Raw genomic sequence first — 22,515 nt, forward strand, 5'->3', positions numbered from 1 at the left:
GACGCACCTCGGCAGAGTTACAAATTTGGGCAAATCCAGCCGATCGCGATCGACTGATTCAGGCATTGCAGCACCAGCAATCAGTCCAACTGGATGCTCCTTTTTGCATTCGCTCTGGCGAAACTCGATATGGCATGTCTTCCTTTGAGAAGATTGAGCTTCAGGGGAAACCCTGTCTCCTCAGCATGATTTACGACATCACAGAGCGGCGGCAGGCAGAGGCAGAGCAGGCGCAGCAAATGAAGCTAGCGGCACTGAGAGCCGCGATCGGCACGGCATTAACCCAAGGCGACTCTCTGCAAGATATGCTCAACCGTTGTGCGATCGCCCTCCATGAACATCTAGAGGCTGCGTTTGCCCGAATTTGGACATTGGACGACTCTGAACCGGTGCTAATCTTGCAGGCAAGCGCTGGGATGTATACCCACATTGACGGCAGCCATAGCCACATTCCCGTCGGACAGTTCAAAATTGGCTGGATCGCCCAACATCAACAGCCGCATCTGACCAATCAGGTCACGATCGATCCCCGTGTGGGCGATCAGGAATGGGCAAAACGAGAGGGCATGGTTGCTTTTGCGGGATATCCCTTAATCATCAAAAATCGATTGCTGGGTGTGATGGCAATTTTTGCCCGGTATGCCCTGCCTGAGAGAACCCTAACAGAAATGGCATCGGTTGCCAGCGAGATCGCCGTGGGAATCGATCGCAAGCTGGCAGAAATCGAACTCCGCCGCACTGCCGAACGAGAACGGGCAGCGGCACGGGTGCTGCAACGAATGCGAGCAACCCTAGAACTGGAAACCATTTTCTTCACAACCACGGAAGAATTGCGGCAAGCGATTAGCTGCGATCGCGCCTTGATCTATCAATTCAATGCCGATTGGAGTGGACAATTTGTTGCAGAATCGGTAGGCGATCTCTGGAATGCCATCCTTCCGGTTCGGGTCGAAAATGTGCAGTTAAACCAGGGAACGGTCGATCAGGGTAACTGCATTGTCAAACAGTTTAATGATACCGAAGTCATCATTCGAGATACTTACTTGCAGGAAAATCAAGGAGGACTATATCGCCAAAAATCAAACTACTGCTGTGTCACCGATATCTATCAACAAGGGTTCGATCCATGCTATCTGGAATTATTAGAATCGCTACAAGCCCGCGCCTACATCATCGTGCCCATCTTCTGCGGCAACCAGTTATGGGGATTGCTTGCCACCTATCAAAATGCGGCACCCCGGCAATGGCAGGTCGCCGAAATTCAAATAGTGTCTCAAATTGGCAATCAGCTTGGGGTTGCCGTGCAGCAGGCAGAGCTATTCGCGCAAACGCAACACCAGGCAACCGCATTGAAACACGCCAAAGAAACGGCTGATGCGGCAAATCGGGCAAAAAGCGAATTTTTGGCAAACATGAGCCACGAACTTCGCACTCCCCTCAATGCCATTTTGGGCTTTACCCAGTTGATGCAGCGAGATCCTTCTCTCAGCACAGACCATCATCGCTCCGTCGAAATTGTCAACCAGAGCGGTGAGCATCTGTTGGGGTTGATCAATGATGTTTTAGAGATGTCCAAGATTGAAGCGGGACGAGTGACCCTGCACGAAACGGACTGTGACCTGCACACTCTGTTGCAGAGTTTGGAAGACATGTTGCAACTGAAGGCGCAATCGAAAGGGTTGCAACTCCAGTTTGATTGGGATGCCACAATCCCGGAATCTATCAAAACTGATGAAAACAAACTGCGCCAGGTCTTGATTAATCTATTAGGGAATGCAATTAAGTTTACGGACATGGGCAGGGTCACGCTCAGGGTGAAAAGGGTGCAGGGCAAAGGTGCGGAGAATCTCACCGACTCTGCCTTCTCCCTACTCTTTGAAGTAGAAGATACGGGATCTGGAATTGCCGCAGAGGAACTAGGCGATTTGTTTCAAGCCTTTAAGCAAACTCAATCGGGACAAAAATCTCAAGAAGGAACGGGTTTAGGATTACGAATTAGCCAGCGATTTGTGCAGTTGATGGGGGGCGAGATTACGGTGCAGACTGAACTGGGTAGAGGCAGTTGTTTTGCTTTCCAGATTCAAGTAGCGCGATCGCACTCCGCCTCCATCACACCAACTACCCCCTCCTTGCCGCCTGACCCTTCCATCAAGAGTGCGCCCCAACCGAGTAATCACCGCATTCTGATTGCTGAAGATAGTTCGGTTAATCGGTTGTTATTGAACAAACTTTTGAGTGAGATAGGCTTTGAGATCCAGGAAGCAGAAAACGGACAGGTGGCGATCGATCTCTGGGAACAGTGGCAGCCCCATCTGATCTTTATGGATATGCATATGCCGATCGTCGATGGTTATGAAGCCACCCGGCGCATTCGTGCGAGGGAAAAGGAAATAGGGAAAAGGGAACAAGCAAGAGAGATTCCTAGCTCTCAACCTCTAACCCCGACTAAAATTATTGCTCTCACAGCTAGCGCTTTTAACGAACAACGACAAGACAGTTTTGCCGCAGGCTGTGATGATTTTGTTAGTAAACCCTTCCGCCGCGAAAAATTGCTGAATACCCTATGTCAACATTTGGGGTTACAGAACTTGGATACCGCGATCGCGGCAGAAACAGTTTTCACCTCAATGCCTCCCGATCCCTCTTTCAGCTTGGATATTTCTACCATCATGCCAGCCGAATGGGTTGCCCAGCTTTGCCTTGCTGCAACTCAAGGCAGCGATTCTCTCAGTCTTAAATTGATTGCCCAAATTCCTCCTGAACATCGTTCTTTGATTCAAACCTTTACCAATTTGATTGAGAACTACCAGTTCGATCGCGTACTGACGCTGATTCAGCCAACCCTTTCCAAAAAATCTTAGAACAGCCGGATGGACACTGAAAACCACACGATTCACCACTCTCAGGCAGAGATGCCGTTGGTCAATGCCCTACAACAATGCAGCGATCGCCTCAACGCTCCCTTTTATACACCCGGACATAAGCGCGGACAAAGTATTCCAGCATCCTTGAAGGATCTACTAGGAAAACAAGTTTTTCGAGCAGATTTGCCAGAACTGCCAGAACTAGACAATTTATTTGCGCCCGAAGGCGTGATTTTGGCAGCACAGGAACTTGCAGCGGCTGCATTTGGCGGCGATCGCACTTGGTTTTTGGCGAATGGTTCCACCAGTGCAGTGATTGCAGCAATTTTAGCGACCTGCAATCCAGGAGACATCCTGATTTTGCCGCGCAATGTGCATCAATCTGTCATTTCCGGGCTGATTTTATCGGGGGCGATCCCGGTGTTCATCCAACCCGACTATGATGCAGCGCTGGATATCGCTCATTGCATTACTCCCGCAGCGGTGAAGCTTGCCTTAGCCAGCCATCCCAGCGCAAAAGCCGTGCTGATGGTGTCGCCCACTTACTACGGTGCCTGTGGAGAGGTGAGCGCGATCGCCCAGCTTGCTCACAATCACGGCATTCCCCTGATTGTCGATGAAGCCCATGGTGCCCACTTTGCGTTTCATCCAGATTTACCCATGTCTGCATTGCAGGCGGATGCCGATGTTGCGGTGCAGTCTACTCACAAAACGCTCTCTGCCCTGACCCAAGCCGCAATGGTGCATGTTCAAGGCAGTTTAATCGATCGCGATCGCCTCTCCAAATCTCTTGCCTTGGTGCAATCCACTAGCCCTAGCTATTTACTGTTAGCGTCTCTCGATGCGGCTCGGTGGCAAATGGCAACCCAGGGAGAAGCGCTCATGAGCCACACCTTACACCTGGCAGAAAAAGCACGATCTCAGATTAGCCAGATTCCCAACCTTGCAACCTTGAGCCATCACCACGCCACCACCCCTGGATTTGTTGATTTTGACTCCACCCGCCTCACCGTTACGGTTTCTGGTTTGGGCATCCATGGTTTCACCGCAGACGAAATTCTCAACACCCAATTGAGCGTGACTGCCGAGCTTCCCTCCCTGCAACATCTCACCTTCATCATCAGCCTCGGCAACACAGCCGCAGACATTGAGCAGCTAATCAGCGCCTTTGAACAGCTAGCAAAACAGGAATGCAGAATTCAAAATTCAAAATTCAAAATTCAAAATTTCTATTCCCTTTTCCCTCTTCCCTCTTCCCTCTCTTCCCTTTCTCCCCGTGAGGCGTTTTTTGCTGCTACAGAAACCGTGGCGATCGCCCGTGCTATCAATCGTATTAGCGCTGAACTCGTGTGCCCCTATCCACCGGGCATCCCCACGCTGATTCCGGGAGAATTGGTAACTGAAGCGGCGATCGCGTCCTTGCAAAAAATCTTGGCATCTGGCGGCATAATTAGCGGCTGCGCCGATCCGAGTTTAGGTACTCTAAAAGTCGTCAAAGCTTAGTCTTTTGCACCACTATCCCAATCCTCCATGGGGATAACGGTTTGATCGTAGTTTTGGGGTCGTGCTTGTTCCGCTTCCTGTTCCTGTAGATGATAAGTGGCATGAATTTTAGGACCAAACATAATTTCATCGCGATCTCTGAGATTGTAGGCTTGCACTTTTCGCCCGTTCACTAACAACCCATTAGAACTCGGTTTTCCCTTGGGAGCGCCATCCACGATCCGATACTGATACTCTCCGTCATCGCCAGGAAGTTGCACCAACGTTGCATGACGACGCGAAACAAACTGAGAGGCTAAACGAATATCGCAGTTTGGATCTCTGCCGATCGAATAAATTGGCGCATCAAGAATATGTTCTTTACGTCCCTGATCGTCTTCAACAATCAATACATGCTTAGCGTCTAGAAACATTATTTAGCAGGCAACTTAACGAAAGTATTTTATTATTCACAGCCAAAGGGCGATCGCCCGGATTTTTACTCGAATCGGCAAAACATCCTCGTTCATAGAAGGGGAAGTGTAAGGTGTAAGGGGTTGGCTTAGCCAGCTTGATGTAGCCTACTTCCTCTCTGCACCCTTTTCTCATGCTTTCCTCCTCATGGTCTTATGTTACTCCAGGAATTCCAGATGAGATGTTTGAGCGTCTGCCCGGTATTCCTATGACTCCCCGCGAGATTCGGCTCTTGCTTTTGTCTTATTTGCGATTAGAGGCAACGTCGGTACTGTGGGATATTGGCGCGGGTACTGGCACTATTTCAGTCGAAGCGGGATTACTCTGTTCCCAAGGACATGTCATTGCGATCGAGCGCGATGAAGACGTGGCTAGCTTGATTCGGCGCAATTGCGATCGCTTCGGAGCGACCAACGTTGAAGTTATTGAAGGAATTGCTCCAGACTGCCTCAAAAATTTAGGGCGATCGCCCCAGCGGGTGTGCATTGGCGGGGGGCGATCGCTCAAAGCAATTTTGACGGAAGTCTGGCAGCACTTGCCATCCACGGGACGGGTCGTTGCCATTGCCGCCAGCTTAGAAGGGCTGTATCAGGTTTCAGAAAGTTTTGCCGAACTCCAAGTTCGCAATGTGGAAGTTGTGCAGCTAGCCGTAAACCGATTGGAGAAACGCGGGATCAGCCAAGTTTTTACAGCAACAGACCCGATCTTTGTGCTGAGTGGGGAAAAACTATAACCAAAATCCAAAAAATCGTTAATTTAAGGGTATTGGGTTGATTTTTAGAGCAACCTTCACTTTAGGTAAAACTAAATCGGTTAAAGTGTTGCAAAGGCTTTTTTAACTTTTACTTAATCTTTGCTAAAACCTGTGTCTGGGTCTTCTTCGCCTCCAACAATTTCTATGCCATGGTCTCGTATTGTGAGTGGCGCGATCGCCATTGTGATTGCGCTTGGAATGGTGTTGCTGGGAGGTTGGTATTTTACCCTAGGATTTGGCATCATCATCTACTTAGGGCAGCTTGAATATTTTCAGCTTGCTCGTGCAAAAGGGTTTGCTCCGGCGGCTAAAACAACACTGGTCGTCAGTCAAGCACTGCTGGTGATTTCCAATCTTTCGCCTGCCTATGCCGATGCGGTGTTTCCAGTGGCAGGCACATTTATCTGCTTCTACCTGCTGTTTCAGCCCAAATTTGCCACGATCGCTGATATTTCCGCTTCGATCATGGGCTTATTCTATGGCGGCTATTTGCCCAGCTATTGGGTGCGGTTGCGATCACTGGGGCAAATTCAGGCAAGCAACCTGCCTCTAGACGGCTTTTGGATTCAGGATTGGACAGACCTCCATGCCTTGCCCCAAGGGTTAACCTGCACCTTACTTGCCTTCATTTGTATTTGGGCAGCCGACATTGGCGCTTATATTTTCGGCAAAGCCTTTGGGCGCACTCGTTTATCCGACATTAGCCCCAAAAAAACAGTTGAAGGTGCAGTGTTTGGCGTGGCTGGGAGTGTGGCAGTGGCGATCGCGGGTTCCTGGTATCTGGGCTGGTCAGGCTGGCCCATCACCGGAGCAGCCCTCGGTTTATTAATTGGCATCGCTAGCTTATTAGGCGACCTGACCGAATCTATGATGAAACGAGATGCTGGAGTTAAAGACTCCGGACAACTCATTCCAGGACATGGCGGCATTCTCGATCGCGCCGATAGCTATGTTTTCACCGCGCCCCTCGTTTTCTACTTCGTCACTCTGCTTTTGCCCCTCTTGCCCTGATCCCTGTTTATGTCTCTCATCACCGTTTTGCCAGAAGGACTCTACTGCGAACAGGGTGGCTTTTTTATTGATCCCTGGAAGTCAGTAGATACGGCGTTGATTACCCATGCTCACTCGGATCATGCTCGGTCGGGTTCCAATCAGTATTTTGCGACTCAAATGTCGGAGGGCATTTTGAAGAAGCGGTTAGGAGCGCAAACAAATCTGCAAGGGGTGGAGTATGGCGATCGCGTTAAGCTCGGCAACACTTGGGTATCCTTCCATGCCGCCGGACATGTTCTCGGTTCTGCCCAAATTCGGGTAGAGTGCGGTGATGAAGTCTGGGTGATATCTGGGGACTACAAGCGCTGTGCCGATCCAACTTGTGCGGAGTTTGAAGTGGTTCCCTGCGATACGTTCATTACTGAAGCAACGTTTGGATTGCCGATTTATCGCTGGAATACGGGGGAGGAAACCTGTCGCCAAGTGTATGAGTGGTGGATGGGCGATCGCGATCGCCCATCGCTCTTGTTTTGCTACGCCTTTGGCAAAGCTCAGCGAGTCTTGGCAGAACTGCGAAAATTCACCGATCGGCCCGTCTATGTGCATGGAGCGGTTCATGTGTTGACTGAAATCTATCGTCAAGTGGGCGTGGAAATGGTGCCAACCTTGCCCGTTTCAGACATGCCGCGCGACTACAAATTCAAGGGCGATCTCGTCTTGGCTCCGCCTTCTGCTCATCGATCAACCTGGATGAAACGCTTTCAACAGCCCCAAACTGCTTTTGCTTCTGGTTGGATGGCGGTTCGGGGTGCCCGTCGTCGTCGGGGCTATGAACGCGGGTTTGTTTTGTCCGATCATGCAGACTGGAATGGGCTGGTGAATACAACGTTGCAGACGGGCGCAAAAAATGTCTACGTTACCCACGGGCAAAGCGATGTCTTGTCTCGCTATCTGTCAGAAGTTCATCACTTAAATGCCCTTCCGCTAAAAACGCTGTTTGAAGGCGAGGCGGATATTTAATCGGCGTTGCTGAATTTGGGAAGGAAAATTGTAGGGACAATCCCTTGTGATTGCCCTTATCCCAGAAAGGGTAGGCACAAGGCGCTACCCCTACAAACGAAAATCGGCGTTGCTGAATCTAGATATGAAATTCGTAGGGGCAATCCCTTGTGGTTGCCCTTATCCCAGAAAGGGTAGGCACAAGGCGCTACCCCTACCCCTACCCATGAAAATCATGTCTGCATTCAGCAATGCCCGAAAATCATACTTGCATTCAGCAACACCATTTAATTAAACACCTTAAGATAGAGATTGCCGCTATGCGATCGCCAATTTCCATGTCTTCACCTTCCACCCTTTCTCCATCTACTCAAGTATCGGTTCCTTTACTCGGTCAGTCATTAACAGAGCTAACCGCCTGGGTGCAAACACAGGGACAGCCGAGTTACCGAGGCAAGCAACTCCACCAGTGGATTTATGAAAAAGGGGCGCGATCGCTGGCAGATATCACCGTTTTCCCGAAACAATGGAGATCGGAGATGCAAGCGGTGGCAATTGGGCGATCGCAGGTTCATTTCCGCTCTGTTGCCCCCGATGGCACCGTCAAGTTTCTATTACGCCTCACCGATGGACAGATCATCGAAACCGTCGGTATTCCCACCTTCGACTGGAAAGGCAAACAGGCAGACGGAGACAGTCCAGATCTCGATCGCCTCACCGTTTGCGTCTCCTCTCAAGTGGGATGCCCCATGGGATGCGACTTTTGCGCTACTGGAAAAGGGGGATTGATTCGCAATCTAGCAACCCACGAAATTGTCGATCAGGTCTTAACCGTTCAAGAAGACTTTGGGCAGCGAGTTAGCAATATTGTGTTTATGGGCATGGGTGAACCGATGCTTAATACGGATAATGTAGTCGCGGCGATTCATAGCCTCAATCAAGATGTTGGCATTGGGCAACGGCTGATGACTGTTTCCACCGTCGGCATTCCCGGTCATGTCAGGCGATTTGCCGAGCATCAACTGCAAGTCACTTTAGCCGTTAGCCTCCATGCCTCTAATCAACCGCAGCGAGAAACTCTAATTCCCAGTGCCCATCACTATCCCCTCAAAGAACTGCTGGCAGAGTGCCGGGATTATGTGCGGCTCACGGGTCGGCGGATTAGTTTTGAATATATCTTGCTAGCAGACCTGAACGATCGCCCCGAACACGCCCAGGAATTAGCTGCTCATCTGCGCGGGTTTCAAAGCCACGTCAATCTCATCCCCTACAATCCCATTCAAGAAGTGGATTACAAACGCCCCACCCCGCAACGAGTTCAAGCATTTGTAGAGGAACTCAAAAAACGCCACATTGCCGTCAGCGTCCGCTATTCCCGTGGACTTGAAGCCGATGCCGCCTGCGGACAACTCCGCGCTTCAGCCTCTACGAATCCCGTCCAATAGCCGACACTTTTGGCAACCAGTCCAATTCCCAGTTTGAGGTGCAGTTACTTCTTACGGAATCGCCGCAATCCAACCCCACAAATCCCCGATAGAAGCAATCCCAACCGTTATATAACGTTCCTGCCATTGCTGGCTGCGCCAAAAAAGCCGTCAAACTTGATACAAAAAACCCTACGCGGGTCAAATTTTTGATCAACCGAAACGCCATGGTGAATGCTCCTGAAATTTTTGAATTGAGTCGCTCTATAGGCAGAGGTTAGCCGCCATAGACAAGGAATTTTCTAAGTAACTCAACGGGAACTAAGGACACAAAATACGGCTGATCGCTCTGTCAGTAATAACACTGATTTACTAGTAAGATCAAGTAGCAATTTTATATTTTTTGGGGGGTTGCCATCATAAAAACTCGGTTATTGCTCTACTGTCTTTCTCTCGTTTTGAGTAGAGGATATTTACGCATTTCCTTGAAAGAAGTTACAAACTTTAGAAATCTGATTGCCGATTCTAGCTAAGGCATTCAACCCGGCAGAAAAATTAGGAGGAATTTGCGCAGAACGGGCACCTTAATTCAGAGAAGACTATAGACGAAGTTGCTGGCAGTTAAACAGGTTTGGGATCTACCTATGCATGAGATCGATTTTAATCAGCTTGATCACCAACTTGCTGAACTGGCGGAACAGGCAAAGCAAGCGGGTTCTTCTTTAGAGCGACAGCGATCGCTCCATCGGCTCATTCACTTACTATCCCAACCTCGCGTTTTATACCCACCCCAACTCAACCGCCACCCACCAGAGGCGCATCGAGATCTCTATAACGAAACGTGCCAGCGGGTATGGTTGTATGTCTGCCGGAATATTGAACGATACGATCCGCAGAAAGCCAGTGTGAGAAAGTGGGTCAATTACTTGTTAGATAAGCGATTTATTGATGTGGTGAAAGAGCGCAATGGCAAGCGAACTACTTATTTATCTGATTTATCTGAGTTAGAAAGACGGCTTGAAGAACGCAGACGAGATCAACAGATGATTGAAGAGGAAGCCTCGGAAGTTCAATCACTGCGAGATTTTTTAGAGCAAGATCTGCTGTTTCGCAAGCATATTAAAGGACATCCAGAGGCAAGTTTTCAGGCGATCGCGCTCCGCATTCTGGCTGGAAAAACCTGGGAAGAAATCTCGAAGGAGTTTGGGATTCCAGTTTCTTCCCTTAGCAGTTTCTATCAACGCTGCCTCAAGAAATTTTTGCCCTTTTTACAACAACGCTTGAGTCACTAAACTACCTTCCACCCGTTCCCCGTCTACATTCTCTTACCATAGGACTCCTTCATATGTACCCCACCGACTCCATCTTTTCTATTCCGCTTGCTTGGGAAGCTCACGACCTCGCAAAACAGAACCATCAAAAAACATCAACCCATCAGGCTAAACAGGTTTACCTCCGCACGCTGGCAATGTATGCCGTGAAATATTACCTGGATTGTATGAGCATTGAGGCTGAGTATGAAGATAGAATCAGCAGCCATGCCCTGTTTGAACTGAGCCATGCAGCCGAAGTGTATCTTCCTGGATTGGGCAGTTTGGAATGTCTGCCTATCCTGTCAGAAGCTTCTGTAGTAGAAGTTCCGCCTGAAGTGTGGAGCGATCGCATCGCCTATATCGCCGTCCAGTTGGATGAATCTTTGCAAACAGCCAAGATTATAGGATATGTAAAAACCGTTGCCACTGAACACGTTCCTCTCCAACAATTCCAGCAGAATTCTCTAGAAGATTTATTGATCTACCTTGATCAACTGCGACATCCTCAAATTCAGCAAGCAAGCCAACAGATTCCAACGCAACTGAGTCAGTGGTTTCAAAATATATTTCAACAAGACTGGCAAAACTTAAATACCCTACTCACTCCCGCAAAACTTGCCTATCGAAATCATCGCCTTAGTTCTGCCATGGGATTAAAAGTATTTGATTTGCACCGGGCAGACGAACAAGTTGAAGTATCTTTGGGGTTAACGCCCCTCGACACTTCTGAACTCGATGTTTGGGTTGGAGTCTATCCTACGGGCACACAAACCCATCTCCCGGCTGATTTGCAGTTAGTCATCCTCAATGAAATGGGTGATCCTGTGATACAAGCTCAAGCAATGAGTACAGAAAATATCCAACTTCAATTTAGCGGCGAACCAGGGGAACACTTTAGTGTTCGTTTAATGTTAGGAGATATTAGCGTTACGGAACCGTTTGTGATTTGAAAAAGCTGCTCAATTTATCAGGGGTTGAACAATGGGCAGAGTGATTATGCTCAAATTTGAGGGAGACCTCACCATACAAGGGTTTCAAGTCACGCTAGAAATCCGTTCGGAACTAAACCAGATTGAGGTAGAAGAACGGGGGCAGTTAGCGCCAAATACTGCTTTGATGGATGCCCTCCAAGACTGGCAGGAGAAGTACCGCAATATTGGTGCGCCTACCCGAATTAAGCCCAAGCGGATTCTGTATGATGGCAGCATTCAGAAACGCCGAGCAGACTGCAACAAGGCGGCGGCAAACCTGCGCGATCGCTTTACAAATTGGCTAAAATCAGATTCATTTCGCTCTGTTGATCTGCAACTGCGAGAAGAGCTACATCGAGATGAAGAAGTGCGCTTATTGCTGCGTAGTGCTGATCAGACATTACAAAAATTGCCTTGGCACGAGTGGGATTTTGTTCAACGATATCCGAATACTGAAGTAGTTCTCACGTCTCTCAATCAGAGATCTCGCAAGCAGTCAGCGGCTCAACCCACGCAAAAAAACCGAGTGCTAGCGATTTTAGGACATAGCCACGGGATTGATGTTACAGCGGATCGTCAATTGCTGGAAGGGTTATCAAACTCAGACGTGACGTTTTTAGTTGAACCTCAGCGGCAACAGTTGGGCGATCGCCTGTGGGAGCAGCCCTGGGATGTCATCTTCTTTGCTGGACATAGTGAAACCGAAGGCGAAACAGGGCGGATTTACCTCAACCCCACGGATAGCCTGACCATTGAAGAACTATGGTTTGCCCTCCGAAAAGCGGTCGATCGCGGCTTAAAACTGGCAATTTTCAACTCCTGTGATGGTTTAGGATTAGTCCAGCAATTGAATGATTTAGCCATTCCTCATTTGATTGTGATGCGCGAATTAGTCCCCGATCGCGTTGCTCAAGAGTTTCTGAAATATCTGCTGACTGCTCTTTCGGATGCTAAACCCGTGCATTTAGCCATGAGAGAAGCACGAGAACGCCTGGAAACCTTGGAAGATGAGTTTCCTTGCGCCACTTGGCTCCCCGTGATTCATCAAAATGTCGATTACACGCCTGTTACTCTGCTCAAACCTGCCAAATTTCTTCCAGTTAAACAGGTATTACTCGTCAGTTTGGCTGTAACGCTGCTGGTGATGGGAATTCGTTGGATAGGATTTCTCCAATCAGCCGAATTGCAAGCCTATGATCATTTGATGCGATCGCGCCCTGTTGAACAACCCGACCCTCGCTTGCTTCTAGTCAGCATTGATGAAGAAGACATTCGGCAGTATAAGCATCCAATTTCTGACAGTATCTTAGCAACTGTAATAGAGAAGTTACAGCAAGAAAAACCAATTGCGATTGGCGTTAATATTACCCGCGATATGCCTGTAGAAAAGGGGTACGCAAGGTTCGTTAATTTATTACGACAAAATCAATCGCTAATTACAACGTGCGGTTTTGAGAATCCATTTAGTCGGGATAAATCCAGTATCAATCCACCCCCAAATGCACCTAGCAAACAGGTTGGCTTTAATAACGTAATCACTGATTGGCAGTGGAATAACCAGAATAATGCTATCCGCCGTCAACTTCTATCTCGTACTGAAAACCCAGTATCTTCTTTCTCTAAATGTGATGCTGAATATTCATTCGGCTTACTACTTGCAGCCAATTACTTGAAGTCTAGGAGACTGAGTATACAAGTTAATGAGCGTCAGGAATGGGAGCTAGGTAAGGTTGCATCAAAAGATTGAGTTCTCACAGCGGTAGCTATCAAAATTTAGATGCACGAGGATATCAGGTATTGATTAATTACCGCAACACTCCTCAAGTTGCTCAGTCTATTTCTCTAAGGGATGTTTTGAATAGCAAATATCACCCTACTTGGATTGAAAACCACGTTGTTTTAATTGGAGTAACAGCATCTAGCGTTGATTCTGACCAGGATACACCGCTTGGTAAACTGCCAAAATTGCACGTTCAAGCGCAGATGTTAAGCAGTATTTTGAGTGCAAGTGAGGGGGAGCGTCCTCAAATTAGTTGGTTGCCAATTTGGGTAGATACTTTGTGGATTGGTTGCTGGTCATTAGTTGGAACTGGGCTGGTGCTGTATTGGCGATCGCGCCTTATCTGGCTTTGGTCAGCATCGGTAATAACGTGGGGGATAGTGTATGGAATTTGTTGGGCACTCTTGATTGTAGGACTCTGGCTTCCACTCATTCCAGCGGCGATCGCCTTATTCATCACTGAAGCATTCACCGTTTACTGGATTTCTAGACCCAAGACAAAAGAAACCTCTTTTTAGTAAAGACTTGATTGAATTATGAAAATGCATCTACTCAGAACGCAAAACTGGGCAACTGCCTTTGTTATTCTTTGCATGATTTCTATTCCTATCAGTAGCCAAGCAAGTCCCAGCAAAAATCTTCCCACTCCACCTAGAACAGGTACTCCCACAGGCAATCCAACCCCCAATGGTGGCTCTCGTCCAGAAGCATCGGGGGGATGTCGCCAGATGAAGCATCCTGTAACTGCGTTAGTTAAAACCGGACAAGATTTCACCTTATCTGAGAAACCAACGCTATGGTTCTATATTCCTTACACAACGGCAGAGGTTCACGCAATCGAATTTTCCTTACATAATGCTCAACAGACAAAGACTCTGTATCGAACCACTATTCAAGCACCTGCAACACCGGGAATTATTGCTGTCCCGACTCAACCCAACACTTCATTAAAAATTGGAGAAAAATATTACTGGAAATTAATCCTAGACTGTCAAGCTAAAAAGGAAGCCGATATACCTGATTTAAGTTTAGATGGTTGGGTACAACGGCTGGAGATGCCTGCAAACTTTGCGAAACAGCTTCAATTTACCCCTGCTAAAGCCCGAACTCAACAATATTTAGACGCTGGTGGTTGGTACGATGCTCTAACTCATCTTGCTAAACTTCGATCTCAAAACTCGCAGGATGCAAATTTGCAACAACAGTGGAGCCAGCTTCTAAAATCGGCAGGTTGGGATAATTTAACTGATCAACCGTTGATTGAGCCATAAACGCTTAAAGCCAATTACCCACTAGCACAAACGCAGCCCAGTAATAGGGAGTTTTGGAGTTTGGCTCACCAAAAATAGATTGTTGTGCCCGATGAAGTGCCTCCGCTCTGCTGACATCGGGCTTTGATAGTTCCGTATAAAAACTTTCCATGAGTTTAGCAGTAGACTTATCTGCGACTTTCCATAGGCTTGAAACTGTGCTACGCGCTCCGGTTCGGACTGCAATTCCTGCCAATCCTAACGTTGCGCGGCGATCGCCTTTTGCTGTCTGACAGGCACTCATGACTAATAAATCAAATGGCTTCAGCGTTGTTTGAGTGTTAACTTTGAGTAAATCATTCCAGGCATAGCTTTTAATCAATCGATCAAAGGTCAGAATGTAAGTTGCTTCAGGGTCAGCGCTAAAGGCTCCATGGGTTGCTAAATGAGCAATTGTAAATGCGCCTGTGTCGATTTTCTCTCGTAATCCGGTTTCTGTGAACTCTGCATTGAGTAATTGTTTGACTTTGGCAGGAAACAAAGTACGGATGCTTTCTAATTCCTGATTAACATTTGCGAGCGCATTAAATGGACGATTTTCAACCGTTCGCGCTTCACTGATACCAGCCGCCAAGATGCGTAGTTTATCTCGTTGTAGAGGTTTCAACTCAAATATACGTAGCCCTGGTGTAACTGCCGTTGCATATTTCTTCTGAACTAAATACTCTTTTCGCTTGGCATCATAAAGAGCGGCGATCGGAATATTCCGTAACGCTCCATCTAATGTAAACACTAGGGTTCTAATATCGGAATTTTGTTCTAACTCTGATTCAAACGGAGCAATCAACCATTCGTAAACCTGGCTAGCATCTCGAAGCACCTCTTCAGGGCTATTTTGTCTTAGGATGTAGGCACGTAAATTTTCTAAAACACCTTCTGCTTGCTCTTGCTTAATCAGAGTTGAGTGATAGTTGAGAGGTTGTCCTGATCGTTGAAGAATTGCGACAACTCGATCTGGCAGAATGATGGAGTGCAACAGTGCAGTGTGGGAATCAAGTTCTGAATCTAGTGCAACTTGAGGACTAACTAGACAGCGCAAGAAGTCTTCTAGTTCTGCCAGTTGCAGTGCATCAATATATTCTACAGATTGTTTTAAGCGGTCTGGGGTGGGATCGCTCAGCAATAAATCAACTAATTCTCGATAGACAGGCTCTACTTGATCTCGAAAGGAAAACTGTACGTCTGCATTAGCTGGCATTAAGTTGTGACGCACGGAATCTAAGGCTTGAATTGCTAGGGTGTAATGGGCGATCGCATCCTTGACCTTTCCTTGCTGTTTCAAAATTCGCCCAGTTTGCCACTCCCATTGATACATCAAATCAGCGGATGTTAATTGCTTTGCCCGTTTCAAAGCTATCTCAGTCCAAAGCAGTGCTTCATCCCACTGCTCAGATTGTTCATAGAGCCAGCCTAAATTACCTGCCGCAGAAGAACTTGCGCGAATATTCTTTAATGCCTGGGCTTGTTGCCAAGCTTGCTCGAAAAGTTGCTTTGCCGTATTGCAATTATCTGCTGGAGGAATAAATGTTGGCGTTGAGGAAGCAACTTGCCACGCTGGGTTGTTTCCAGCTAATTTATTTTGCTTGAACTGCATCCCTAAGCTGCGCGCAAAGTTGATCCGCGTGAAGATCCCTTCATAGGTTGCGGGTAAACGCTCAATTAAAGGAGAGAGATTTGTGATCAACGATGTAATTTGGGAGCGTGTTTGAGCCTTCCACTGAATCGCCTCAACTGGATTATTTTGATACAACCATTGGTCTAGATTGACAAGCAGAGCCAGGTGATTACTCTGTGCCTGGATGGTTGTGAATGAATTAGACGCATTATTGGCTGCTTCTTGATAACAGTCGATCGCCTGTTCGTAGTAAGCGATCGCAGTCTTAGATCCCGTTCGATTCGCTAAGCAATTAGTCGCAAAAGCAGCCCCTTGAATGTTTCCAATTTTGTCAGTACGATCGCGATCGCGGTTGCCTAAATCCCGCAGTGTATTTCCCAAACTCACCAGAACATCAGCTTTGGCATCTTGGGGCGCGATCTTCCAGCTTTGCTCTAGGATTGCTTGCGACGCTTCTAAATTACCAATCAAACGCAACACATTTCCCAAACTGCGAAGCCCTGTTGCTTGGACACTGGCAAGTAATGGATCAGATAGATCCGGCTGAAAAACTTGCTTGTCATCAAAAATTGGATCACACAAGCGATCGCTATCTGCATCACTGGATTTCAACGCTTGCACCAGGGTTTTACAAGCGCGACGTTGCAACCCTAAAGCCGAGAGTGCCTGGGCTTGATTGATCAAACTACCACTTGTGCCCACAGTATCTTGCTGCTTTTGATAGGCGGCGGTTGCCTGTTCCCAATGGCTTAGCGCTTGCTCAAACTGTCCTATTTCGTAGAATTGCTTGCCCTGTTGCACCAAATTTTTAGGCGAAACAGACTGAGCTACTAAGGGCGTAGCAATCAGACATAGCATCAAAATTGAAATGGCTAAAAAACTGAACTTTAACCAACGACGGCTCAACTGAAAGAATCTTAAAAAATGCACCATGATTACCCAAGTTAGCGTGAAGTTTGCCCGTCACACTGAAACAAAGCTTGAAATGAAAGATTGCTGGAAGCGCCATCGGCAACTAACGAGATCGTGCCATCTGCCTCTCTTACCCAGCCTGTCGCCTCAATGATCACCGCTGGAACCGCGACCTGTTTTTGAGGAGCAGAGGGCGTTGAGGATACACTGAGCGATCGCCCATCTTCCCATAAGGCGCTGCTGCTGAGTGCCTCACTGGGATTCGGCGGCAATCCCCCACGCCCTGCATAGAAAAATCGATTGGCTGGGCGATCGCGGTTGGCAACCCCAGGCGAAGCCGCACAACCCAAAGCTAGAGATGGGGAGTCCAATCTATTTGGGAGCGGCGTGTTGGGTTGCGGATTGCGCGTATCCAAGGTAACGACCCCATCAATCCCAAGCTCTGAAGTCGCAATGAAATCACTCTCCGATGTTTCCACTTTGTTGAACTGACGAAACCCAAGAATCGCGATCGCTTTGGCAAAAATGTTGCCGCCCCGCCCCGTCACTGCACTGGCTAACACATCGCTGTCTTCGGACAACACCGCCACAATTGCACCGCCCACAGCAAAGGTGATGTTGCCGCCATTTCCTGTGCCAAAGGCATTGGTGCGAATATCGCTATCTCGTCGCAGGATGACGGAACCCTCGGTTTTAATCCGAATATTGCCACCTTCCCCCAACTGAGTGGTCGCAGTCAACCTCGCCCCATCACTCATAAAAATGGAGCCTGCATTAATCTCCAAATCCCCTGATTTACCAGAGCCGGAACCAAGAACCGTGACAGTTCCACGATCTTGAACCATCAATTTTCCAGTGTTAATCTGAATGCCTTTTGCATCTCCCGCACCACGCGAGTCAAAGTACAATCCGCTGGCAAATTGACCATCCGGTGACGTACCACTAATCTCCACCACATCCGTTGCATTCACCAAAATTTCTCCACCTCGCCCTGCACTAAACGTTGCTGCCGAAACCCTGCCACCATCTCGAATCGTCAAGCGTCGAGTGCCTATGCTCAATGCGCCAGCATCCCCAGAACTCAGTGTGTCAAATAGAATGCCACTAGGCAGTCCGACTGTTGATGTGCCAGTTAACTCGATAAACTCAGACGCGATCGCGCTAAGAGTTCCTGCCCGTCCCTGCCCCAACGTATAGGCAGAGATCTGCCCCCCATTTTGTACAGATAATTGCTTTGTCAAAATCGTTAAGTCGCCAGCACTACCATTACCAAACGTACGCGCAGTAATTTGGCTAGGATCTCCTCCAATATTGCCAATCACTTGAATCGAATCAGAAGCTTGGATATTGAGGTCTCCTGCCCGACCGCTACGACTTCTAGTTTCAGCCGTAATCACCCCGCCATCTTGAACCATGAGGTTTTTGGCTGCGATCTTCAGGTTGCCAGCATTCCCGCTGTCAAGACCAATACTGCCAGTAAACAACGCGCTTGGAGATCTACCACCCAGCAGTGGTGAAGATCCGTCCCCTATTATTTGCACGAAATCAGAAGCAACTACCTCCAAGTTGCCTCCTTCCCCCTTGCCAAAGGTGCCCGCCGCTACTTGAGATCCTCCGCGCACAATCAGTTGCTCAACTTCAAGTCTTACAGTTCCACCTGCACCGGATGCTTTGTCCGTTGCATAGGCAGAAATCTCCCCACCATTTTCAACCACAAGATTTCTAGTTGAGACTTTAATATCTCCACCCGGCTTATCGTTAGTCGTAAACGCAGTGAGTTGACTACTGAAGCCAGACAGCCCTCTTCCGCTGATTTGGATAGAGTTTGAAGCCATTATTTCTAGGTTGCCAGCTGCGCCAGAACTTGCAAAGTTGCCTGGAGAATTTGCCGCTAACACGACAGCCCCATCTCGAACCAGTAAATCTCTTGTGTTGATCTGAATATTTCCAGACCGTCCGCTACTAGCCGTTTGTGTAGAAAGTACAGTAGGAGAAAAAGAATTAGTACCTAGTATCTGCACTGAGCCTGAAGCATTAATAGTTAAATCTCCAGATGCCCCCGAATTGAATGTTGTAGTAGATATAAATCCTCCATCGTAAACACGCAAATCTTTTGTGTTGATAACGATATTTCCAGCTTTGCCTGTACTATTGGCTTGAGCAAACAACCCGCCATCAAAGCCATGCACCATAACAGAATCTACAGCGTTAACAGTAATTCCCCCGCCTTGAGCATCCAGAAAGGCGTTGGTTGTGGGTGAGGCGTTGTCTAGATCGACTGATACCCCTTGCAGCGTAATATCACCGCCCTTCGTCCCTCGAACTGTAGATAAACTGGTGCTGTTGATAATGCTATTTGTTAAAGATAGAGTTCCGTTATAGCTGGTAAGTGTAATACTGCCGCCTGCTAATCCACTCGCCAAAATATGAGAGGTGCTGAGGTTCTTTTTTGCCAGAATAGTGACATTACCACTGTTGTAATTAAAGGGTGGAATTGGAATAAGAAGTGGAATCAGCGGATTAAAGACAATATTAATTCCAGAGGTGTTGATGATTCCGGTTACTTGAGCTTCACTGCGAGCATCAATAAATACTGAGCCACCATCCCCCGCAGCGCTCCCTGCGTTGATTGATCCAACTTGGATTGAGCCACCCGGCAGCGATTGATTAGGATGATATTGATTTGTGAGTAAAACAACGCTATTGGGGTTGTCCAGCATATCAATGGTTCCAATCGTAATATCTGCACTGGTCGCAGGGAGAGCCGTGTTGGGCGGAGGTTGCACTGTGAAGGCTGCATCAAAGAAAGCATCAGGAGGAAACGTATAGCCTGTAATTCCCACAATGCCAATATTGGCGGGGTTCACCCCTGCACGGATATCAAGGGTGGGCTGAAGGCTGCCATTAATTGGAACCACTTGTCCATTAGATAGTGGGACACTATCAACTAAATAATCGGTGCCCGGTAAACCTGTTTCTACTCCTGTAATGAATACAGTGCCAATATTCACCTGTCCACCTGCAATGATATGTAAAGAGGTTCCTTGATAGCCGTAAAAGACGACATCTCCAAATGACCGAATAATCGGATCTTTGGGGCTAGTCAACGTGCCTAAGCTGCCATTGAGTTGTTCAATGCGAAAGTTACCGCCTGACCAGTAATGGGCATCACCAATCACGGGAGTGGCGGAGCGCAGGGTCATCGCTCCTGTGGAAAACAAGCCGCTGTTAGGGTGATTGAGGGCAAAGATATCGACTGTTTGATTGCCTTGCACTAATAAGTTGCCACCCGCTTGAGCAATCAAGGGAGTCGTTGGACTGTCTCGCATTTGGATCGTGTTTTGTGCCCCCAGGTTCAAGTCTCCCTTGGTCACTAGTTGGCTTTCTATGAGATTTAGGTTGTTGGCGGCGGATAGGGTGGCGGTTTGCGCGGCTAATTGCTGAACTGCGATATCGCCTGTTTTGCTTTCTAGGATGATTTGACCATTGGGCGCGAACAGTAACCCTCTGCTGGAAATGGCACTAGCGGATAAGGTCAAGTCTTGTCCAACCTGGAGCTTTCCAGCGTTGGTTATTTGTCCGGACTGGGACGCTCCATACTGCAAGCCAACGGGCACATTGATGGTTAATAAGGGGGGTGCAGCGGGATTTGTGGCGCTGAACTGTTCGCCATTGGGAAAGGTGAAGCTATTGGCAGTGCTAGCGGTGAAGGAGCCTCGGATATCTAGGCTGGCGTTGGGTCCAAACAAAATACCATGGGGATTGAGCAGAAACAGATTAGCGCCGCCATTTACGCCTAATCTACCCAGGATTTCTGACGGACTGTTGCCTGTCACGCGAGTGAGAATATTGCTGATGCCGTTGGGGTTGGCAAAATAAACGCGCTGTCCGTTGGCGACGTTGAAGTCTCGAAAACTGTGGAAAAGGTTAACTCCTCGCTCGGCTCCCCCGTCGATCTGGTCGCCGGGAAGTCCTTGAATCAGAAGGTTTGGGGTGATGCGAGAACTTTCTGATCCCAAGCTATTGTCAGGGATAAGTTGAGCCTGAATGGGAGAGGGTAGAGTGCTGAGGATTGCGGTAGCCAGTGCGAGCGCCCAACCAGATTGTCTGTAATGCCCCTGATTTTTCATGAATAGTGTCCGTGCGATTATTTCAGTGAGAATACCCAGATTTATCCGGGATGAACAAATTTATTTAAATAAGTGAATATACCTGTTTTAGGAGAAGCCAAAGATCATGTTGCTGCTAGCAAAGCCTGCATTCGTTGTTGTGACACTGGCAACACTGGCACCACTATAGACTCCCAAAGTTGGGACTAAAGAGTTGTTGTTGATAGCAAATTTAATGCCAAATAGCTGATTGGCATTGCTGGCTGCTTTGAGTGTGCCGCCACCTGAAAAATCAAGAATCAGATCGCCCCAGGCGATGTTTGAATCAGGGACTGGGTACTGTTGACCATCTACAGATAGGAATGGATTAGCTAAGTTATTGCCATAGAGGGGCAAGTTGGCGCTCACCGCAAACCAGATACTATCAGTGGCGATATCATCTTTGAACGACATGTTAAATATTTCGTAAATAGTTCCTCCGGCTTGGATGGATTCGTCCGGTCTTGTGCCTAAGCTATCGTTGGGAGAATCGATCGCGTAGTTCCACCCTTGATGAAATTGAGCGACGCTGACGGGCTGTTGTAACAAGATATACAAACCACCTGCCACTAAAAAACAGGCGTACTGATCGAAGACTTTTGTTGGCATGGTAGAGACCTTGAGGTTAAACCTTGTACTTGCTTCTAGATTTGTGAATAATCGCTGAACACAGGAAACTACAGCATAGTTGCAACATTACTATCGGGTCAATCCAAAGCTCAGTATTTTTACACAAGCGGCAAGTATTCTCGCAACTAACTGTGGCGATCGTAATTGAGTGACCTAGAACCGTTGAATCGGACTGCTGCGTTGAACTCCGTGATAAAAGTTACTGGCGGCAATCAATAGAAACACACTGCCAAAAATGAACAGGAGCGCGGTGAGTAAGGCTAGAAACGCCTCCATCAGCCCACTTCCTTGATATTCATGAATGTGTTTGACGGTCACTTGAATGCGCGGAGATCCGTTGATTGAGTCTGGCTGAATTAGCTTTTCGATCGCTGAAACTTCAACTGCGCCTAGTTGATTAGATGTCTGTTTTCTAAACATGACTCATCTCCATAGACTGTGATTAAGCTACACCTTTGCCCGACTCTCTACAGATGGACGTTGGTTTTATGCGATCGCCTATATCTGCCACAAACTCACAGCAAGCTCTCACGGCAGAATGATACTCGGCGATCGCCCCATATCTACTGCCGTGAGGCTTAATTTCAATGACCTATGAATAACTCTGCCTGATTGAGTTTTATTGAAGCGATCGCCGTCTGCGTCGCAGCAATGTCAAACCACTTCCTGCCAACGCTAGCCCCGCCATTGTCGTAGGTTCAGGAACTGCCGCCGACTCAATCGCCATCCCATCATTACCGCACTCTGCAAACAGGGTGGCGATAAAATTATACCAAATTAAATTGGAGTAGTTACAGATCAGATAAACTGAGGGATATAGAGTTGAGAGTCTGACGATGGCTGGAG

General features: G+C 47.9%; 19 protein-coding genes. 12 read left to right on the forward strand and 7 right to left on the reverse strand.

The features are described from left to right. Window positions 1-23 precede the first annotated feature (23 nt). Complete coding sequence (locus tag AB3R30_RS11145; protein WP_458649274.1) at window positions 24-2,861, forward strand: GAF domain-containing protein; 2,838 nt, start codon at window positions 24-26, stop codon at window positions 2,859-2,861. Window positions 2,862-2,870: 9 nt separating this feature from the next. Beyond that, window positions 2,871-4,367, forward strand: coding sequence for an aminotransferase class I/II-fold pyridoxal phosphate-dependent enzyme (locus tag AB3R30_RS11150; RefSeq protein ID WP_458649254.1), 1,497 nt, complete (start codon window positions 2,871-2,873; stop codon window positions 4,365-4,367). Here the strand turns inward: AB3R30_RS11150 and AB3R30_RS11155 are convergent. Beyond that, a complete protein-coding gene (locus AB3R30_RS11155; protein WP_458649255.1) occupies window positions 4,364-4,780 on the reverse strand; it encodes an FHA domain-containing protein in 417 nt (138 codons plus the stop codon). The two genes, AB3R30_RS11150 and AB3R30_RS11155, sit on opposite strands and share 4 nt — an antisense overlap. A 173-nt stretch (window positions 4,781-4,953) precedes the next feature. On the opposite strand from AB3R30_RS11155, the gene cbiT reads away from it, so the two are divergent. The 4 genes from cbiT (at window position 4,954) to rlmN (ending at window position 9,011) form a co-directional block, all read left to right on the forward strand. Further along, a complete protein-coding gene (cbiT, locus tag AB3R30_RS11160) occupies window positions 4,954-5,553 on the forward strand; it encodes a precorrin-6Y C5,15-methyltransferase subunit CbiT (protein ID WP_458649256.1) in 600 nt (199 codons plus the stop codon). A gap of 165 nt (window positions 5,554-5,718) precedes the next feature. Continuing rightward, on the forward strand, window positions 5,719-6,585 hold the full coding sequence (locus AB3R30_RS11165) for a phosphatidate cytidylyltransferase (RefSeq protein ID WP_458649257.1): 867 nt from the start codon (window positions 5,719-5,721) through the stop codon (window positions 6,583-6,585). 9 nt (window positions 6,586-6,594) lie between these two features. Beyond that, complete coding sequence (locus AB3R30_RS11170) at window positions 6,595-7,587, forward strand: ligase-associated DNA damage response exonuclease (protein ID WP_458649258.1); 993 nt, start codon at window positions 6,595-6,597, stop codon at window positions 7,585-7,587. A 230-nt stretch (window positions 7,588-7,817) separates the two neighbouring features. After that, on the forward strand, window positions 7,818-9,011 hold the full coding sequence (gene rlmN, locus AB3R30_RS11175) for a dual-specificity RNA methyltransferase RlmN (RefSeq protein WP_458649259.1): 1,194 nt from the start codon (window positions 7,818-7,820) through the stop codon (window positions 9,009-9,011). Here the strand turns inward: rlmN and AB3R30_RS11180 are convergent. Continuing rightward, window positions 8,992-9,219 carry a hypothetical protein gene (locus tag AB3R30_RS11180; RefSeq protein ID WP_458649260.1) on the reverse strand — a complete coding sequence of 76 codons (228 nt, stop codon included), beginning with the start codon at window positions 9,217-9,219 and terminating at the stop codon, window positions 8,992-8,994. The two genes, rlmN and AB3R30_RS11180, sit on opposite strands and share 20 nt — an antisense overlap. A 415-nt stretch (window positions 9,220-9,634) precedes the next feature. On the opposite strand from AB3R30_RS11180, the gene AB3R30_RS11185 reads away from it, so the two are divergent. From AB3R30_RS11185 to AB3R30_RS11205, 5 genes are read left to right on the forward strand one after another with little or no spacing between them, the layout of a single operon-like run. Next, the gene (locus AB3R30_RS11185) at window positions 9,635-10,282 is read left to right on the forward strand and encodes a sigma-70 family RNA polymerase sigma factor (RefSeq protein WP_458649261.1); all 648 of its coding nucleotides are present in this window, start codon (window positions 9,635-9,637) and stop codon (window positions 10,280-10,282) included. 53 nt (window positions 10,283-10,335) lie between these two features. Further along, complete coding sequence (locus tag AB3R30_RS11190) at window positions 10,336-11,253, forward strand: DUF1822 family protein (RefSeq protein WP_458649262.1); 918 nt, start codon at window positions 10,336-10,338, stop codon at window positions 11,251-11,253. Between the two features lie 46 nt (window positions 11,254-11,299). After that, entirely contained in the window at window positions 11,300-13,021 is a 1,722-nt protein-coding gene (locus AB3R30_RS11195; protein ID WP_458649263.1) for a CHASE2 domain-containing protein, read from the forward strand. Next, window positions 13,018-13,572, forward strand: coding sequence for a CHASE2 domain-containing protein (locus tag AB3R30_RS11200; RefSeq protein WP_458649264.1), 555 nt, complete (start codon window positions 13,018-13,020; stop codon window positions 13,570-13,572). Before AB3R30_RS11195 ends, AB3R30_RS11200 begins: the two co-directional genes overlap by 4 nt. 18 nt (window positions 13,573-13,590) lie before the next feature. Further along, window positions 13,591-14,325 (forward strand): DUF928 domain-containing protein, encoded by a 735-nt coding sequence (locus AB3R30_RS11205; protein ID WP_458649265.1) that lies wholly within the window; start codon window positions 13,591-13,593, stop codon window positions 14,323-14,325. 4 nt (window positions 14,326-14,329) lie between these two features. Here the strand turns inward: AB3R30_RS11205 and AB3R30_RS11210 are convergent, their stop codons facing one another. The 4 genes from AB3R30_RS11210 to AB3R30_RS11225 all read right to left on the reverse strand — a co-directional run bounded on the left by AB3R30_RS11210 (window position 14,330) and on the right by AB3R30_RS11225 (window position 22,089). Beyond that, the gene (locus AB3R30_RS11210) at window positions 14,330-16,912 is read right to left on the reverse strand and encodes a CHAT domain-containing protein (RefSeq protein WP_458649266.1); all 2,583 of its coding nucleotides are present in this window, start codon (window positions 16,910-16,912) and stop codon (window positions 14,330-14,332) included. A gap of 11 nt (window positions 16,913-16,923) precedes the next feature. Beyond that, a complete protein-coding gene (locus AB3R30_RS11215) occupies window positions 16,924-21,021 on the reverse strand; it encodes a two-partner secretion domain-containing protein (RefSeq protein WP_458649267.1) in 4,098 nt (1,365 codons plus the stop codon). Between the two features lie 87 nt (window positions 21,022-21,108). After that, window positions 21,109-21,648 carry an XDD3 family exosortase-dependent surface protein gene (locus tag AB3R30_RS11220; protein ID WP_458649268.1) on the reverse strand — a complete coding sequence of 180 codons (540 nt, stop codon included), beginning with the start codon at window positions 21,646-21,648 and terminating at the stop codon, window positions 21,109-21,111. A gap of 174 nt (window positions 21,649-21,822) precedes the next feature. Next, window positions 21,823-22,089 carry a hypothetical protein gene (locus tag AB3R30_RS11225; RefSeq protein ID WP_458649269.1) on the reverse strand — a complete coding sequence of 89 codons (267 nt, stop codon included), beginning with the start codon at window positions 22,087-22,089 and terminating at the stop codon, window positions 21,823-21,825. An 18-nt stretch (window positions 22,090-22,107) separates the two neighbouring features. Here AB3R30_RS11225 and AB3R30_RS11230 point away from each other — a divergent pair, with 18 nt between their 5' ends. Then, a complete protein-coding gene (locus AB3R30_RS11230) occupies window positions 22,108-22,251 on the forward strand; it encodes a hypothetical protein (RefSeq protein ID WP_458649270.1) in 144 nt (47 codons plus the stop codon). Between the two features lie 37 nt (window positions 22,252-22,288). On the opposite strand, the gene AB3R30_RS11235 is transcribed toward AB3R30_RS11230, so the two are convergent. Beyond that, a partial coding sequence (locus tag AB3R30_RS11235) for a PEP-CTERM sorting domain-containing protein (protein WP_458649271.1) occupies window positions 22,289-22,515 on the reverse strand: 227 nt, incomplete at its 5' end.

The sequence above is a fragment of the Sivoneniella epilithica UHCC 1019 genome (genome assembly GCF_040830845.1).
In the GTDB taxonomy this organism is placed as follows: domain Bacteria; phylum Cyanobacteriota; class Cyanobacteriia; order Leptolyngbyales; family Leptolyngbyaceae; genus ULC077BIN1.

Bases quoted from the DNA above. Each gene is read 5' to 3' on its own strand.
- AB3R30_RS11185 (WP_458649261.1), top strand. From the start codon at position 9,635: ATGCATGAGATCGATTTTAATCAGCTTGATCACCAACTTGCTGAACTG.
- AB3R30_RS11180 (WP_458649260.1), bottom strand. From the start codon at position 9,219: ATGGCGTTTCGGTTGATCAAAAATTTGACCCGCGTAGGGTTTTTTGTA.
- cbiT (WP_458649256.1), top strand. From the start codon at position 4,954: ATGCTTTCCTCCTCATGGTCTTATGTTACTCCAGGAATTCCAGATGAG.
- AB3R30_RS11170 (WP_458649258.1), top strand. From the start codon at position 6,595: ATGTCTCTCATCACCGTTTTGCCAGAAGGACTCTACTGCGAACAGGGT.
- AB3R30_RS11225 (WP_458649269.1), bottom strand. From the start codon at position 22,089: ATGTTTAGAAAACAGACATCTAATCAACTAGGCGCAGTTGAAGTTTCA.
- AB3R30_RS11210 (WP_458649266.1), bottom strand. From the start codon at position 16,912: ATGGTGCATTTTTTAAGATTCTTTCAGTTGAGCCGTCGTTGGTTAAAG.
- AB3R30_RS11195 (WP_458649263.1), top strand. From the start codon at position 11,300: ATGCTCAAATTTGAGGGAGACCTCACCATACAAGGGTTTCAAGTCACG.
- AB3R30_RS11190 (WP_458649262.1), top strand. From the start codon at position 10,336: ATGTACCCCACCGACTCCATCTTTTCTATTCCGCTTGCTTGGGAAGCT.
- AB3R30_RS11150 (WP_458649254.1), top strand. From the start codon at position 2,871: ATGGACACTGAAAACCACACGATTCACCACTCTCAGGCAGAGATGCCG.
- AB3R30_RS11205 (WP_458649265.1), top strand. From the start codon at position 13,591: ATGAAAATGCATCTACTCAGAACGCAAAACTGGGCAACTGCCTTTGTT.
- rlmN (WP_458649259.1), top strand. From the start codon at position 7,818: ATGCCCGAAAATCATACTTGCATTCAGCAACACCATTTAATTAAACAC.
- AB3R30_RS11165 (WP_458649257.1), top strand. From the start codon at position 5,719: ATGCCATGGTCTCGTATTGTGAGTGGCGCGATCGCCATTGTGATTGCG.
- AB3R30_RS11220 (WP_458649268.1), bottom strand. From the start codon at position 21,648: ATGCCAACAAAAGTCTTCGATCAGTACGCCTGTTTTTTAGTGGCAGGT.
- AB3R30_RS11155 (WP_458649255.1), bottom strand. From the start codon at position 4,780: ATGTTTCTAGACGCTAAGCATGTATTGATTGTTGAAGACGATCAGGGA.
- AB3R30_RS11215 (WP_458649267.1), bottom strand. From the start codon at position 21,021: ATGAAAAATCAGGGGCATTACAGACAATCTGGTTGGGCGCTCGCACTG.